Annotated in this window: 15 protein-coding genes; 9 read left to right on the forward strand and 6 right to left on the reverse strand. The window is 64.8% G+C overall.

Going from position 1 to position 15515, the window contains the following annotated elements:
* Positions 1-3 precede the first annotated feature (3 nt).
* From N5A92_RS25695 to N5A92_RS25705, 3 genes are all read right to left on the reverse strand, one after another.
* Complete coding sequence (locus N5A92_RS25695) at positions 4-834, reverse strand: carbohydrate ABC transporter permease (RefSeq protein WP_260907335.1); 831 nt, start codon at positions 832-834, stop codon at positions 4-6.
* A complete protein-coding gene (locus N5A92_RS25700) occupies positions 831-1742 on the reverse strand; it encodes a carbohydrate ABC transporter permease (protein ID WP_260907336.1) in 912 nt (303 codons plus the stop codon). Before N5A92_RS25700 ends, N5A92_RS25695 begins: the two co-directional genes overlap by 4 nt.
* A gap of 286 nt (positions 1743-2028) precedes the next feature.
* Complete coding sequence (locus N5A92_RS25705) at positions 2029-3390, reverse strand: extracellular solute-binding protein (RefSeq protein ID WP_260907337.1); 1362 nt, start codon at positions 3388-3390, stop codon at positions 2029-2031.
* Between the two features lie 303 nt (positions 3391-3693).
* On the opposite strand from N5A92_RS25705, the gene N5A92_RS25710 reads away from it, so the two are divergent.
* The 4 genes from N5A92_RS25710 to N5A92_RS25725 all read left to right on the forward strand — a co-directional run bounded on the left by N5A92_RS25710 (position 3694) and on the right by N5A92_RS25725 (position 7710).
* Positions 3694-4743: a LacI family DNA-binding transcriptional regulator gene (locus tag N5A92_RS25710; RefSeq protein WP_260907338.1), complete on the forward strand. Its 1050-nt coding sequence runs from the start codon at positions 3694-3696 to the stop codon at positions 4741-4743.
* 19 nt (positions 4744-4762) lie between these two features.
* The gene (locus N5A92_RS25715; RefSeq protein ID WP_260907339.1) at positions 4763-6712 is read left to right on the forward strand and encodes a DUF5054 domain-containing protein; all 1950 of its coding nucleotides are present in this window, start codon (positions 4763-4765) and stop codon (positions 6710-6712) included.
* Between the two features lie 80 nt (positions 6713-6792).
* On the forward strand, positions 6793-7146 hold the full coding sequence (locus N5A92_RS25720) for a DUF1428 domain-containing protein (protein WP_260907340.1): 354 nt from the start codon (positions 6793-6795) through the stop codon (positions 7144-7146).
* A gap of 165 nt (positions 7147-7311) precedes the next feature.
* Positions 7312-7710 carry a hypothetical protein gene (locus N5A92_RS25725; RefSeq protein ID WP_260907341.1) on the forward strand — a complete coding sequence of 133 codons (399 nt, stop codon included), beginning with the start codon at positions 7312-7314 and terminating at the stop codon, positions 7708-7710.
* Between the two features lie 20 nt (positions 7711-7730).
* On the opposite strand, the gene N5A92_RS25730 is transcribed toward N5A92_RS25725, so the two are convergent.
* A complete protein-coding gene (locus N5A92_RS25730; protein WP_260907342.1) occupies positions 7731-9935 on the reverse strand; it encodes an amylo-alpha-1,6-glucosidase in 2205 nt (734 codons plus the stop codon).
* A 30-nt stretch (positions 9936-9965) separates the two neighbouring features.
* Positions 9966-11060 (reverse strand): glycosyltransferase family 4 protein, encoded by a 1095-nt coding sequence (locus N5A92_RS25735; protein ID WP_260907343.1) that lies wholly within the window; start codon positions 11058-11060, stop codon positions 9966-9968.
* A 261-nt stretch (positions 11061-11321) separates the two neighbouring features.
* Here N5A92_RS25735 and N5A92_RS25740 point away from each other — a divergent pair, with 261 nt between their 5' ends.
* The 3 genes from N5A92_RS25740 to N5A92_RS25750 are packed head-to-tail and all read left to right on the forward strand — an operon-like array spanning position 11322 to position 12816.
* A complete protein-coding gene (locus N5A92_RS25740) occupies positions 11322-12005 on the forward strand; it encodes a glutathione S-transferase family protein (protein WP_260907345.1) in 684 nt (227 codons plus the stop codon).
* Positions 12002-12355 carry an ArsR/SmtB family transcription factor gene (locus tag N5A92_RS25745; RefSeq protein ID WP_260907346.1) on the forward strand — a complete coding sequence of 118 codons (354 nt, stop codon included), beginning with the start codon at positions 12002-12004 and terminating at the stop codon, positions 12353-12355. The genes N5A92_RS25740 and N5A92_RS25745 overlap by 4 nt, the downstream gene beginning before the upstream one ends.
* Positions 12352-12816 carry an SRPBCC family protein gene (locus tag N5A92_RS25750; RefSeq protein ID WP_260907347.1) on the forward strand — a complete coding sequence of 155 codons (465 nt, stop codon included), beginning with the start codon at positions 12352-12354 and terminating at the stop codon, positions 12814-12816. Before N5A92_RS25745 ends, N5A92_RS25750 begins: the two co-directional genes overlap by 4 nt.
* 69 nt (positions 12817-12885) lie before the next feature.
* Here the strand turns inward: N5A92_RS25750 and N5A92_RS25755 are convergent, their stop codons facing one another.
* On the reverse strand, positions 12886-13536 hold the full coding sequence (locus N5A92_RS25755; protein WP_260907348.1) for a cysteine hydrolase family protein: 651 nt from the start codon (positions 13534-13536) through the stop codon (positions 12886-12888).
* A gap of 138 nt (positions 13537-13674) precedes the next feature.
* Here N5A92_RS25755 and N5A92_RS25760 point away from each other — a divergent pair, with 138 nt between their 5' ends.
* Positions 13675-14631: a GlxA family transcriptional regulator gene (locus N5A92_RS25760; RefSeq protein WP_260907349.1), complete on the forward strand. Its 957-nt coding sequence runs from the start codon at positions 13675-13677 to the stop codon at positions 14629-14631.
* 106 nt (positions 14632-14737) lie between these two features.
* Positions 14738-15208: a methyltransferase family protein gene (locus N5A92_RS25765; protein WP_260907350.1), complete on the forward strand. Its 471-nt coding sequence runs from the start codon at positions 14738-14740 to the stop codon at positions 15206-15208.
* Positions 15209-15515: the final 307 nt, after the last annotated feature.

Here is a 15515-nt window from a genome sequence, read left to right on the forward strand (position 1 = left end):
GAATCAAGCCTTGATGCCGCCGAAGAACCGGAAGCCGAACTTCCAGCTCACGAAGAGATAGAGAGCGATGACAGGGAGCGAATAGATGAGTGAATAGGCCGCAAGCAGCGTGACGATGGGCGTGCCGGCCTCCGAATAAAAGGAATAGATGGCGACCGAGGCCGGCATCTTCTCGCTGGAGCGAAGCAAGATGAAGGGGATGAGGAAGCTCCCCCAGATGTTGACGAAAGCCCACACGACAACCACCACGACGCCCGGCCGGATGACCGGCAGCGCCACGTCGAAGAAGGCCTGCACCGGCGAGGCACCGGCCACCATGGCGCTTTCCTCATAGCTTCTCGGGATGCCGTCGATGAAGTCGCGCAGGATGAACATGGCCGTAGGCAGAAGCCCGCCGGCAAAAACCATGATCACCGCGATATGCGTATCGATCAGCCCCATGCCGTTGATGATCAGGAAGATCGGCACCATCGCCGCCGAGCCGGCAACGACGGAGGAGAAGAGAAGCAGGATATAGGTGATGATGTGCTTGCCCGGAATCGGCGAGCGCGACAGCGCGTAGGAGGCGAGCGTGGCGCCGCCGCCAACCAGCACCACCCCGCCCACACTCTGGAGCAGGCTGTTCCACAGGCCACGAAGCGCGAACGTGTTCTGGAACACCGTCTCGAAATTGGAGAGCGAGAACGGGTCGGGGATGGCAAGTCCCAGCTCCGCACGCGGGTTGAACGGCGCGAAGATGAACCACACCAGCGGTAGCGCGAAGAAGACGCCGATCAGCGCCGTCGCCACAGAAAAGCCGATGCGCGTGAAATAAAGGCTCATATAGCGCGTCATGCCACCACCTTTGCCGTCCGCTTACGCGCCACCCAGAGATAGAACAGCGCGAAGACGAGATTGATCAGCATGACGATGACGCCCACGGCCGCCCCCTTGCCGAACTCGAAATCGCGGAAGGCGACGCGGTAGGTGTAGATGGGCAGGATCTCCGTGCGGTAGGACGGCCCGCCCGCCGTCAGAAGGAACGGCGTAAAGACGTTGAAGGTCCACATGGTGATGAGGATCAGGTCGGTCACCACATGGCCACGGATGAGCGGCAGGCCGATGTCGCGGAATTTCTGCCAGCTCGAGGCCCCCGCCACATCCGCCGCCTGAAAGTAGCTCGGCGGGATCGACGAGAAGGCCGAGTTGAACAGCATCATGGAAAAGGCCGTCCCACGCCAGGTGTTGAAGACAACGATCACCCAGAAGGGGAATGAGAGCAGCCAGTCCCCCCGCGGCAGGCCGAGCGCATCCATGATCATGTTCAGCGTGCCGTCGTCGTAATCGAGGAAGGCGAACCAGGCGAAGGCGATCACCACCTCCGGCAGGATCCAGGCTGCGATCACCACCATCTCGGTCAGCCGCTTGAGCGACTTCGGCACCGACTGCAGCATCCAGGCGAGCAGCATGCCAAGTACCGCCTGCCCGATGAGCGCGGAGAACAGCACGAACTGGACGGTAAGGATCAGCGAGAAGCCGAACTCGCCGCGCGTGAAAAAGGAGCCCGCGTCGAACAGGGAGATGTAGTTGGCAAGCCCAACGAACTCCGGATTGAGCGCAGTGCGGCCGAGCAGCGTCCGGTTGGTGAAGGAGACGTAGATGACCCAGAAGAAGGGCGCGATGACGAAGGCGCCGATCAGCACCCCCGCCGGTGTCATGAAGGCCGCGCCGGCGGTCCGCGACAGAAGGGAAAATTGTCTCACCTGTCCTCCGTCCTCCCACTCTGGCCGGTACCGGACATCAGGTCCGTCCTGTGGAGACCGGACCCGCGCCGGCACCGGTCAGGCGGGGAGGAGTGCGATGTTTCTTCAGTCTGTGCGCTGAACCGCGCCCCGCGCTGTCATCCCGGCCGAACGAAGCGAAGCGTAGAGAGGGCCGGGACCCATTCCGTGACTCTTCCAGATTCCGGAATGGGTCCCTGACAGCCTTTCGCTGCGCTCCGGCTTCCGGGATGACGCTCCTTGCGCAAGTCGAGCCGACCCCGTCATTTCAGAGCAAGCTCACCGTATTCTCCTCGCCGACGATGCCGATCACCGCATCACGGTAGCGCGCCATCGCCTCCTCCGGCGACAGCTCACCCGACACCACGGCCTCCGTCATGCGCTGGATTTCTGCGGAGACGGCGTTGTACTCGGCGCTGTTGGGCCGCGCGGTGGTGAGCGGCAGGAGCGTCTGCGAGGTCTCCGTCAGGAACGGCTCATCGGGGATCGGCACGTCGTCACGGATGCGGATGCGCGGCTGGAAATCCTGGAACGCGGCGAGCTGCTCCTTGCTGTTCATGTAGGCGAGCAACCCCCAGGCAAGCTCCGGCTCGTCCGTGTTGGGATTGAGCACGAAGCCCGTACCGCCGGAGATCGTGACGAAGTCCTGACCGCGCAGGCCGGCACCCGGCTCCTTGGCCGGCATTTTCGCCCAAGTCATCACCTCGTCGCGGTTCTCCACCGCGAACTCCGAGTCCGGAGCGGTGACCGAGCGGTAGAACCAGTCGCCCTCGACCAGCAGCGCCGTCGTGCCGTCGCGGAAATTGGCGAAGGTGCGGTTGCGCCCGTCGCCGAGCAACTGGGCGCGCTGGTCGCCCAGCTTCTCGTCCACATAGATGGTCTTGTAGAGGTTGAGCGTATCGAGGATGCCCTGGCTCTCGACGATCCAGCGTCCCTCCTCGTCGGTCACCTCCTCACCGGTGCCGAGCAGCGCCATCCAGTAGCCCTGCATGGTCGTCGCCTCGCCCATCGGCACGCCGGCGTTGAGCTGCAGGGGGAAGGAGTCAGGGTTCTTCTCTTTAAGCGTCCGCGCGGTCTCGAGAAGCTCCTCCCAAGAGCCCGGCTGCCAGCTCTCGGGATCGATGCCGGCTTCCTCGAGGATGTCGGCGCGCACGAAGATCATGCGCACGTCGGTGCCGAGCGCGATGCCGTAGGGCTCGCCCTGATAGGACATCAGCGCCACCGCACCCTCTGAGATGTGATCCCAGCCTTCCCAGTTCGTCACGGCATCTCCCGCCAATTCTTTGAGCGGCTTTAAAAGCCCGCCCTCGACGAAGCTCGGGATGAGGAAGCCGTCGAAGCCGGCAACGTCCGGTCCCGCACCGGTGGAGAAGTCGAGCGCGAGCTGCTGGGTAAGCTGCTCGTCGGAGCCGGCGAACTCGGTAAGGGTGACGTTCACCTCCTCGCCCGCCTCGGCCTTCATCTCCGTGAAGCCGGGGATGACGCTCTCCTTGATCCACATGGCCTGTTCGGAGTTCACCCCGTCTTCCACGCAGCGGCAGGTGATGGTGAGGTCGGCGGCCATGGCCGGCGCGGCCAGTGCGGTCGCCGCGGCAACGCTGATCCAGTAGGCATGCTGACGAATACGCATCGCGATAACCCTCCCTTCGCGACATTTCCGTTGAACGGCTGCGACAGTTGCGGCCATGCCAGTATCGCACCGAAAGCCCGGTGCCCAAACAGCAGAAAAGTGAACACGTTTTCACTTAGGCGTCAATCCCGCCATGGGCACCAGGAAATCAACGCGCGCCGAAAGCCTGGCTCACGCTGTGGATTGTCATCAAACAGACGCATTTCAAAGGGCAGCGGGGCACGCTCCCTTGACAGCGATCTTCTTTGCGGAAAGATGAAAGAAGTGAACACGCTTTCAAAAATTGCACGATAGGCCGGATATTTGACGGGAAAGCCTGAGGGAACCCAGCAGCGGGCGACGGCGGAGATGGTGGCAAGGGCGGCCCAGGTCTCGCGCGCCGCCGTCTCGCGCGCCTTCAACCCGCAAGCGCCCCTGAAGCCGGAGAAGCGTGCGCGCATCCTGAAGATCGCCGAGGAGCTGAGCTACACGCCGGACCGCGCCGCCCGCGCGCTCGTCACGCGGCGCTCGCATCTCGTCGGCGTAATTGTGCCTGACGTCTGCAGCCCCTGGGAAAGCCAGGAAGTCGACGCGCTGACGACGGCGCTGCAGGCAGAAGGTTTCGCCACGCTGCTCTTCAAGACGCGCATCGATTCCAGCATGGACGAGACGCTGCTTACCTATATGCGCGGTTTCAATCCCGATTCGGTGATCGTCTTCACCGAAAACGTGCGCCCGCACATGCTGTCCCGTTTCCTCGACCGGGCGGTGCCCATCTACGTCAACTATCTGATGGAACGCGAGGGCGACGGCACCTTGCCGCACGAGCCCGACGCGCTGTGCGACCGCATCGACGTCAACCAGTGGGAGGGTATGGAACAGGCGGTGGCGTTGCTTGCAGGCTACGGCTGTCGGCGCATCGCCTATCTCTCCGGCAAGCCGGAGTCGCTGGGCCAGCAGGCGCGGCGCAAAACGCTCGAGGCGCTGATGGCAAGGCGGGGTCTGCCGGCACCCGTCATCGTCCCCGGCGACTTCAGCTACGACCGGGGTTACGCCGGCACGCTCGACCTGTTCCGGCTGGAGGGCGGCGCCGACGCCGTTTTTGCCGCCAACGACGAGAGCGCCTTCGGCGCGCTCGACGCGCTGCGCTACGAACTGAAGCTGCGCGTGCCCGAGGATGTGAAGGTGATCGGCTTCGACGACATCACCCAGTCGCATTGGCGCAGCTACAATCTCACCACCGTCAAGGTCGACCTCGAAGCCCGCGTACGCGCCCTGGTGCGCCTGATCCAGCGCCGGCTGAAGGCGCCGAACGCCCCCGCCCTCGCCGAGACGGTGCACACCCGCCTCGCGGTGCGCGGCACGGTGGGTTGAACCCGACAACAGGACACAAATGACCGCCCGCATTCACCTGGTCTACAAGACCCATCTCGACATCGGCTTCACCGACCACGCGGAGAAGGTGCGTCGGCTCTATCACGAGCGCTTCATCCCACAGGCGATCGCCACCGGCGAGCATTTCCATGCCGAGGACCCGGACAACCCGAAATTCATCTGGACCACGGGCGCCTGGCTCATCTGGGATCACCTCAATTCGCGCCCGAAGGACGAGGTGGCACGGCTGGAGCGCGCCATCGGGAAGGGGATCATCCGCTGGCACGGCCTGCCCTTCACCACCCATTCGGAGCTGATGAGCCCAGCCCTCTTCCGCGCCGGCCTCTCCTTCTCCGCCGAACTCGACAAGCGTTTCGGCAAGAAGACAATCGCCGCAAAGATGACCGACGTGCCGGGGCACACGCGGGGAATCGTGCCGCTGATGGCGCAGGCCGGGCTCAAGTTCCTGCACATCGGCGTCAACACCGCCTGCCCGCCGCCCGACGTACCGGAAATCTTCCGCTGGCGCGCCCCGTCCGGCGAGGAAATCGTGGTGATGTATCAGCACTCCTACGGTGAGACCCACCTGCCTAAGGGGTTTTCGGAGGGACTGAGCTTTGCCCATACCAACGACAATATGGGCCCGCAGCAGATCCACCAGGCGGTCGAGGTTCTGCGCGCCCTCTCCCACCGGCATCCGGACGCCGAAATCCGCGCGGCAACGCTGGAGGACTACGGTGCAATCCTGTGGGAGAACCGCGAGCGCTTCCCGGTCGTCGATCTGGAGCTCGGCGACAGCTGGATCCACGGCAGCGCCAGCGATCCGATCAAGACCCAGCGCTTCCTCGCCCTGCAGCGCCTCTACGACGCCTTTGAGGCGGAGGGCCTGACGCCCGCCCGGCAGGCCTTCGGCCGCGGCCTGACCATGGTTGCCGAGCACACCTGCGGCGTCGACATCAAAACCTTCCTGCGCGACGAGACCGCCTGGGACCGACGCGATTTCGAGACAGCGCGGGCGAAGGATTTCCGCTTCCGCTACGCGGAGGCCTCTTGGGCCGAGCAGCGCGCCTATCTGGATGCGGCGGTCGAGGCGCTGTCAGAGGAGGACCGCACCCAGGCGGCAAAAGCCCTGGCGGAAGGCGCTATCCCTTCCGCACCGCCGATCCTGAGCCGGGCAAGTGAGAACGAAAGCATCGCCCTCGATGGCTGGCACGTCAAGATCGACCCCGAATGCGGCGACATCCGCACCCTGCAGCCGGCTGACGGCAAAAGGCTGCGGGGACTGGACAGCCCGCTCATCGGCTACCGCTACGAAAGCTACGACGCCGCCGATATGGCCCTCTACAGGGACAGCTATCTCACGGACCGCCCGGAATGGGCGATCCTCGACCACGACAAGCCGGGGCTCGAGCGGGCGCGCACGGCGCAGTCGGCCGTCTGGACCCCGCGCCTCCTCGGCATCGCCCAGACCAGGGAAAGGCTCATCGTCGCCACGGCCTTGCCCGAGACAGCCTACGAGAGGCTTGGCGCGCCGCGTCGTGTCGATTACGTCCTGTCGCAGGACGGGAGCGGGCTGGAGCTTACCGTCGTCCTGCGCCAGAAGCCGGCCAACCGCATGCCGGAAGCGGGTTTTCTGGAGTTCGCGCCGCACGGTGCGCAGAAATGGCACTTCCTCAAGACCGGCCTCTGGCAGGAGGCCGCGTGCACGGCACCGCACGGCGGCGGCGCATTGCAGGCAATTTCCGTCGCGCGTACCATGCTCGACGGCGAAACACCGCTCAGGATCGCACCCCTCGACACGCCGCTCGTCGGCCCGCTCGGCCAGCCCTTCATGATCTTCCCAGAAGCGCCGCCCGCCTATGACGCCGGCCTGCGTTTCAACCTTCACAACAACAAATGGTGCACCAACTTTCCCATGTGGTGGGAAGGCCAGTTCGCCGCCCGCTTCCGCATCGCCATCGGGGGATAGCCGGAGCCGGAACGCAACAGTGTCGGTTTCACCGGCCTGCGTTCGTCCTCCGACCGCAACCCAACGCAATGGAGGTCCCCATGGCTTATGTCGACGGCTTCATCCTCGCCGTACCGAAGGAAAACATCGAGGCCTATAAGAAGATGGCGCGGCTCGGCGAAGAGGTATGGAAAGAGTACGGCGCGCTCGACTATGTCGAGTGCATCGGCGACGACGTCCCCTACGGCGAAGTCACCTCCTTCCCGCGCTCCGTGCAGGCGAAGGAAGACGAGATCGTCATCTTCGCCTGGATCGTCTACGAATCGCGCGAGCACCGTGACGCGGTGATGGCCAAGGTGATGGCCGACCCGCGGATGCAGCCCGACTGGGAGAACATGCCCTTCGACGGCAAGCGTATGATCTTCGGCGGCTTTCAGCCGTTTCTGGGGCTTTAGGCGTCACAGTTGTCCGCACCGCCGTAAATGATCCTCCCGGGCATCGGGTAATTCCGAACGAACGGGCCGGAACTCTCGGTGCCCGGCGCCGTTCTTCTCCACTTAAGCGGAGAAGCTTCCGTCCACATGGAAGGAGGCGGAAAAGCCCTATCAATGGAGGATCAGATGCATATGCGTATTTTGACGGCCAGCGCATTGGCCCTGCTCCTGGCATCACCGGCTTTTGCCGATTGCCAGGAGGAGGTTTCAAACCTGGAAGAGGCGGTCATCGCCGCCGAGACCGGCGCAGAAACGGGCGAGACCGAGATGCCTGCAACCGAACATCAGGAACAGGCGCTGGAGGAAGTTCAGACGGAAGGCGAGACGGCAGACACCGCTGTTACTGGCAGTGTCGAGGCTCTGTCGGAGCATCAGCGGGAAGTGCTGAGGGAGATGCCGGATGAAGACCGCACCGAGGCCAGCACCGTCTTGCGCGAAGCGCGCGATATGGCGGCAGCCGGCGACGAAGAAGGCTGCATGGACAAGCTGACGGAAGCGAAGACCCTGCTCGGCCTTGAAGAGTAGCCAGCCTTCCGCTTGCCAGCTCAATAGGTCGTCGTCACTCTCGCCTCGCCTTGCCGGTCGAGCACCTGGACGACGACCTCCGAGCCCGCCCGCGTGAGCGCCACATCCAGGCTGCCGCCGGGCAGCGCAAGACCGCGCAGCGTCACCTCCTCCAGGAACTCCGGCAGCATCGGCCGGTGGAAGACCAGGGCAGGCCCGGCGCTGTCGAAGCGCATACCGAGGCAGGATTGCAGCATCGACAGCGGCGCCACGGCCGCCCAGGCCTGCGGCGCGCAGGCGACGGGATAGAAGGTGGGGCCGCGGCTGCGCTGGCGTGGGAAGCCGCAGAAGAGCTCCGGCAGGCGTCGAAGGTCGATATAGGTCGAGGCCATGAACAGCCCCTCGAAAACGCGCACCGCCTCCCCCCGGAATCCGTATCGGGCGAAGCCGGCGGCGATCAGCGCGTTGTCGTGCGGCCAGACCGAACCGTTGTGATAGCTCATTGGGTTGTACCGCGCCTCCGTCGTCGCGACGGTGCGGATGCCCCAGCCGGAGAAGGAGGGCCGGCCCATCAGGGTTCTCACCACCGAGGCTGCGCGCTCGGGATAGGCAATGCCCGTGAACAGCGTATGGCCGGCATTGGAGGCGCGCACGCAGCAGGGCTTCTTGTCGCCGTCGAGGGCCAGCACGTAGGTGTCGAGCTCTTCATCGAAGAACGCGCGGTCGAAGCGCGTGCGCAGTTCTTCGGCCGAGACCTCCAGTTCAAGAGCCCGGCCGCGCATGGACAGCGCGTCCGCCATCCGCGCCGCCGCCTTCCATGCTGCATAGACATAGGCCTGCACCTCGGCCATGGCGATTGGCCCCACCGCCAGCCGCCCGTCGGCGTGGAAGACGGCGTCGTAACTGTCCTTCCAGCCCTGGTTGGAAAGGCCCTCCAGCGTGCGCCGGCCGTATTCGACGAAGCCGTCACCGTCGCGGTCGCCATAGTCGGTGATCCAGCGGAGTGCGGCCTCGATGCCGGGCCATAGCGCGCGGATCGTCTCGAGGTCGCCGGTGCGTTCAAGATAGCTGCCGGCCAGCATGATGAACAGCGGCGTCGCGTCGACGCTGCCGTAGTAACAGCGGAACGGCACCTCGCCCAGTTCCGCCATTTCGCCGTAGCGCACCTCGTGCAGGATCTTGCCGGGCTCTGCATCGGCGGCCGGATCCTCCTCGCGCGCCTGGTTGGCCGCCAGGTGCTTCAGCACGCCGCGGGCAATCGTCGGGTCGAGCCACAGGGTCTGAAGCGCGGTGATCAGCGCATCGCGGCCGAACACCGTGCTGAACCAGGGAATACCGGCATAGGGGTAAGGCCCGTCCTCCGTCTCCGTCACCAGCATGTAGAGATCGGCCACGGCGCGGCGCACGGCCTCGTTGAAGACGTCGTTGGAGGTGGCCATCGAGGCTGCGTTGCCGACGGCTGCGCGCGTGGCGCGGCGCGCTTCGCGCAGGCCGGAGAAGAACTGGCGGCGTGGCGTCATCTCCCAGGGGCTTTCGCCGCAGGTGACCTCTATGAAGAACTGCCGCGTCTGCCGGGGCTTGAGCTCGATCTCGTAGATCGCGTGGTCGCCGGCAAGCTCCGTCGGTGTAGGGTCGAAACGCAGGTTCGTCTCGCGCCGCACGTGGTCGAGCCCGATATATGCCAGCTTCACACGATCGGCCGTCGCCTTCGGCGCGTGCATCCTGCCCCGCTTCGCCCGCCGCGCGCCGCGCACCTCGAAAAGGTCCGCGAAATCGGCGTCGAAGGCGAGCCCAATGCACACCGTCTGCGTCTCCTCGTCATAGTTGCGCACGCTCACGCGCTCGAAGCAGCTACCGTTCCACAAGAAGCGCGTTCGGCGGATGTGGATGAGATCGTGCTGCAGCTTCAGCGTCCCTTCCTCGTAGAGATCGGGATTGGCGAGATCGAAGGTCAGAAGCGCGTTGTCGTCACGCAGCATGGAGCTAAGGAGCAGCGGCCGCTCGCCGTTGATCGTCAGGAAGAGATGCGAGAGATGGCGCGTGTCGCGGTGAAAGATGCCCTCGGGGCTGCCAGGCCCCGAGAGCGCATCGCCATTGTGGTCGAACATGGAGAAGGTGTCGCCATGCTTCTGCGTGCGCGGCCGCCGCTCCTGCAATGGCGCGGTGGCGGCAATGAAGAATTGCGGCGTGCGCACCGTGCCGAATTCGGCCGGCTGCGGGGCAAGAGAATCTGTGTGATCTTCCATGGCGCCACCTGTTTCGGCTCGTTTGAAGCCTCAAGCGACGACTGTCTGCGCACCGGTGCCGACAGCGTCGGCCGGGAACGGGACCGTCTCCAGACGATGGTGCAACAGACGATCGTAGACGTCCAGATAGTCCGCCGCCATCCGCTCGACACTGAAGCGTTCCTCGAAGGTGCGGCGTACGCCGGCGCGGCTCAGGGAGCGGGCGCGTTCCACGGCCGCCGCCGCTTCCTCCACCGTGTTGACGATGAACCCGGAGACGCCGTCCTCCAGCACCTCTGGCACTGAGCCGCGGCGGAAGGCGATCACCGGCGTGCCGCAGGCCATCGCCTCGATCATCACCAGGCCGAAGGGCTCCGGCCAATCGATGGGAAAGAGGAACGCCGCCGCCCTGCCCAGAAACGCCGCCTTCGCCCCGTCATTCACCTCGCCGATATATTCCACGTTGGGATGGTGGGCGATCATCGGCGCGATGATCTGGTCCCAGTAATCCTGATCGGCCCTGTCGACCTTGGCGGCGATCTTCAGCGGCATGCCGGCCAGCGCGGCGATTTCGATGGCGCGATCCGGCCGCTTCTCCGGCGAGATGCGCCCCAGGAACGCCAAATATCCCCCCTCGCCCGCCGGATCGAAAGGCAGGAGGTCGCGCGGCAGCCCGTGCTGCACCGTCGCCACCCAGTTGGCCAAGGGCAGCGGCCGGCGCTGGTCTTCGGAGATCGAGACCACCGGGATTTCCGGAAATGCCCGGTAGAACGGTTCGAGATCGGGAAGGTCGAGGCGCCCGTGCAGCGTGGTCACGGTGCGGTGCGCGAAGGGGCGGACAAGAGGAAAATGCAGAAGATCCATATGGAAATGCAGGACATCGAACATATCCGCCCGCTGCCGCACCTCCTCGAGCAGAATCAGATGATGCGGAATGGGGTCGCAGACGGTTGGGTTGAGCCTGAGGGCGCTTCCCGTCGAGGCGACGAGCTGCGCCGACGTCACGGAGTCGGCTGAGGCGAACAGCGTCACCTCGTGGGCTTGGCGAACAAGTTCTTCGGTCAAATAAGAAACAATGCGCTCCGTGCCGCCATAGAGCCTTGGAGGTACACGTTCGAACAGCGGCGCGATCTGGGCGATCTTCATCAGCAATACCTCCTCGCCATGAGCAAGCATCACAAAGGGCCGGCACGGCCCTTGGAACACCACTGGAGGGATCCGGGAAAGATTTAGGAGCAGCTTGGCCAAGTGGAAAGAGGTGCCGGCGAATTATCGTCAGCTGGCGCGGGCGACGAAAACAGTTACCCAATCAGGAAACTATCCCTTGCGCATCAGCCGCGGAGAGGTTAGTTACCCAATCGGATAACTTTTAACAGCGGCCCGACCGCCGCCATCCATGAGGAAACCATGCCTCTCACGCTCTATCTCCACCCCCTTGCCTCCTACTGTCACAAGGTGCTGATCGCCCTTTACGAGAACCGCACCGCCTTCGAGGGCCGGATCGTCGACTTCGCCGACGAGGCATCGAGCGCCGAGCTCTTCGCGCTGTGGCCGGTCGGCAAGATCCCCCTCCTGAGCGATACGGACCGCGACCGCACGGTGCCCGAGACCAGCATCATCATCGAATATCTGGACCGTCACCATCCCGGCCCCACCCCGCTCATCCCCGCCGACCCGGAGGAAGCGCTGGAAGCGCGGCTGTGGGATCGGTTCTACGACCTTTATGTCAGCACGCCGATGCAGAAGATCGTCACCGAAAAGATCAGGCCCGATGACAGCCGCGACCCGCATGGCGTGGCCGAAGCGCGGGCAATGCTCGAGATGGCCTATGGCATGATCGAGCAGCGCATGGCCGACAGGCGCTGGGCCGCCGGCGAGGCCTTCACCATGGCCGACTGCGCGGCCGCGCCCGCCCTCTTCTATCTCCAGGCCATCCAGCCTTACAGCGACAGCCACCCGAACGTCGCCGCCTATTTCGATCGCCTCGCCGAGCGCCCCTCCTTCATGCGCACGCTTGCCGAAGCGCAGCCCTACTTCCACCTCTTCCCCTATCGCGAGGCAATCCCCGCGCGCTTCCTGGAGGCGCAATGATGCTGCAATCCGTCGATCTCGACCGCGCCTTCCACGCGCTCGCCGACCCGACCCGGCGCGGCATGGTCGACCGGCTGGCGCAGGGCCCTGCTTCGGTAAAGGAGCTGGCCGCGCCGCTCTCGATGGCACTGCCCTCGGTGATGAAGCATCTGCGGGTGCTCGAGGCCGGCGGCATCGTCCTGTCGGAAAAGGCCGGCCGCGTGCGCACCTACCATATCGAGCCCGCGGCGCTGGCTGGCATCGAGGAATGGGTCTCCCGCCGCAAGGCAGCCTGGAACCGCCAGTTCGACCGCCTCGAGGCTTACCTGACCGAAGAGACCGAAGACCCGCAGCAGGAGCCTGAAAAATGACCGCCCACTCCGTCGCCCACACCACCTTCACCATCGAGCGCCACCTCACCGCCCAGCCCGAGCGCGTCTTCGCCGCCTGGTCGAACCCGGAGGCCAAGCGCCGCTGGTCCTCCTGCCACGAAGAGGGGTTCGAGGTGGAATACCACCTCGACTTCCGCGTCGGCGGCACGGAGGTTAACCGTGCTTCCGGCCCGGACGGCCCGGCCTTCGCCTATGAGGCGCGGCTCCTCGACATCGTGCCGAACCAGCGCATCATCTACGCCTTCAATATGCATATCGGCGAAAAGCGCGTGACGGTCTCCCTTGCCACCGTCCTCTTCGAGCCGGCGCCGGCCGGCACGAAAATGACATTCACCGAGCAGATCGCCCTCCTCGACGGCTACGACGACATCGAAGGCCGCAAGAGAGGCACCGAGGAAGGCATGGACCGGCTGCAGCCTTTCCTTGATGGGAAACTTTGAGCAGGTTGGCCTTTAGGCGCGTTCAGGCAAAGCAACATATCCTCCGCGCCCACCTAGAAGCAAAATGCCCTAAGCCGCCGCGCTCTCCGCGATCGCCCGCTGATTGGAGGCATAGGGATTGTCCCGCTCGGGCAGCGCGCCCGTCTTCAGGCAGTCGATCCATTCGTCCGTGGTCAGCACCGCCGCAAAGCCCGCATGCAGAACCACGGTCACGACACGGTGGATTTCCTCGGCCGTCGCCGAACCGGCCCTGTTCTCGTAAGGCAGCGTGCCGGTGGCGTCGGACAGGAACTCGACCGAGAAGCCCATATGCGCGGCATGGAGTGTGGTCGACAGGTCGCAGTGGTGCGTCATGTAGCCGGCAATGGTCAGCGTATCGATCCCGTTGTTCCTCAGCCACAGCTCCAGATCCGTGCCGGTAAAAGCGCTCGGCAGCGTCTTTTCGATATGGTGGTCCCGTCGGCGTGTCTCGACTGCCTCGTGCAGCTCGGCGCCGTGGGTGCCCTCGGCGAACACCGGTGCGCCCTGCGGTGCGCGATGCCTGACGGTGATCACCTTCACGCCCGCTTCGCCCGCCGCCTCCATGGCGCGGGCCACATTGGCGATGCTGTCCCTGAACGGCGGATGCTCGATGGGAAGATTGCCGCCGTCATAGTCGTTCTGCACGTCGATGACGATCAGGGCGCGCTTGGGGGTGGGATACATTGCGTTCTGCGACATGGTTTTCTCCGCTTGCTACAAGCCTCGCATGGCTGTCGCGTGGATCGTAGCGGTCTGGGGGCGACGCAACACTGGCCTGATTGACAATATTCGAAAGAATTGGGACATTTCCGCTTACCGTAGCGGAGCAGCCCCACCATGCCGGATCCGGTCATCGCCGCAATCGCCTTCGACGGCATCAGCCCGTTCCACCTATCGGTCCCCTGCCTCGTCTTCGGCGAGGAGCGTGAGGCGTTCGGCCTGCCGCGCTTCGATTTCCGCGTCTGCGCGCTGGAGAACGGGCGGATCGGCACGGAAGCCGGCCTCGATTTCACCACGCCCTACCGGCTGGCCGACCTCGCCGACGCCGAGATCGTCATCGTGCCGAGCTGGCGCGACCTCGACCGGGCGCCGCCCGACACCCTCACCGAAGCACTCGTCCAGGCCCACCGGCGTGGCGCGCTCATCGTCGGTCTGTGCCTTGGCGCCTTCCCGATCGCCGCGGCCGGGCTCCTCGATGGGCGCGAGGCGACGACCCATTGGGCCTTTGCCGAACAGTTCGGCGCGCTCTATCCCGCAGTAAAGCTGCGTCCGGAGGTTCTCTATGTCGACAATGGCGACGTGATAACGTCAGCCGGCGTGGCGGCCGGGCTCGACTGCTGCCTCCATATCATGCGCAAGCGCTACGGCGCGGAAGCCGCGCTGCGGCTTGCGCGCAGCCTGGTTCTGGCCCCGCACCGCCAGGGGGGCCAGGCCCAATTCATCGAGCCGCCGGTGCGCAGCGCCCCGGCAGCCGACAAGCTCGCCCGCGCCCTCGAAAAAGTGCGCGCGACGCTCGACGGGGCCCACAGCCTCGATTCTGTGGCAACAATGTCGATGATGTCGCGCAGGACATTCACGCGCCGCTTTCAGAAAGCCTTCGGAACCAGCTTCGGCAACTGGCTCACCGACCAGCGGGTGATGCTGGCGCAAAAGCTTCTGGAAACCACCACCCGATCCGTCGAGGAGATCGCCTTCGAAGCCGGCTTCGGCACCTCCGCCTCCCTCCGCCAACACTTCGCCACCCGCCTCAAGACATCCCCCGCCCAATATCGCCTGGCATTCTCGAAACGCTAGGCCCACGGCCATACGGAGATGCCGACACCTTTCCCGAATCTTGGGGACCGTTTGACAGTCGTCTGCAAGGCGACATAGACAAGGATGTTGGGTTCACGTTCCCGCCATGGATAACACGGCAGATACTGCGCAAGTCATTGTCCGGCCACCGCTTGCATGGGGGCTCGCGGTCATTGTCGGGCTCGCGCTCAACTGGCTTGTGCCCTTGCCGTTCCTGCCGGCCGGACTGCCCTTAGGCTGGCTCGGCGCGATTGTATTTGTCCTCGCGCTGGCGCAGGTCGCCTGGGCAATCGTTACCATCACCAGGGCCGGATCGAACGTCCCCACCAATCTGCCGACCACCACCATCGTCGAGAGCGGGCCATACCGCTTCACGCGCAACCCCATCTACTTTGGCATGTTCCTGAGCCTGATCGGTTTGGCTATCGCGTTCGACAATCTCTGGCTGCTGATGATGCTAGTACTCTTCGCGCTCGTCATCCGCTACGGCGTCGTGGCCCGCGAGGAAACCTATCTGGAGCGCAAGTTCGGCGATGCCTACCGTGGTTACCGCTCGCGCGTACGGCGCTGGCTGTAATGCCCCCTGACGGGGAGGGCCTGGCCCGCCTCTGGAGAGGCACCCGCGAGAACTGGCGTGACCACCCCTTCCGACCAAAGGCGCGGCCACCGGACAAGCCGGCGCCAATCTTCAAGCGGGGATAAATTTCGCCCCTCGTTCCCGCCAACTGATTGATCCCCCACAACCTGCAAACTTTTCTCGCAGGAAAATTCGCCCCCCACCTCACGCCGCCCCTATCATAGCCCCATCGCCCTTACGGGAACCGGGTCCGGACCGGGGATCAGGGAGGGCGGCGGAGACCTCCCCCTTCGGGCTGCCGGTGCCC

This window comes from Chelativorans salis (genome assembly GCF_025336525.1).
In the GTDB taxonomy this organism is placed as follows: domain Bacteria; phylum Pseudomonadota; class Alphaproteobacteria; order Rhizobiales; family Rhizobiaceae; genus Chelativorans; species Chelativorans salis.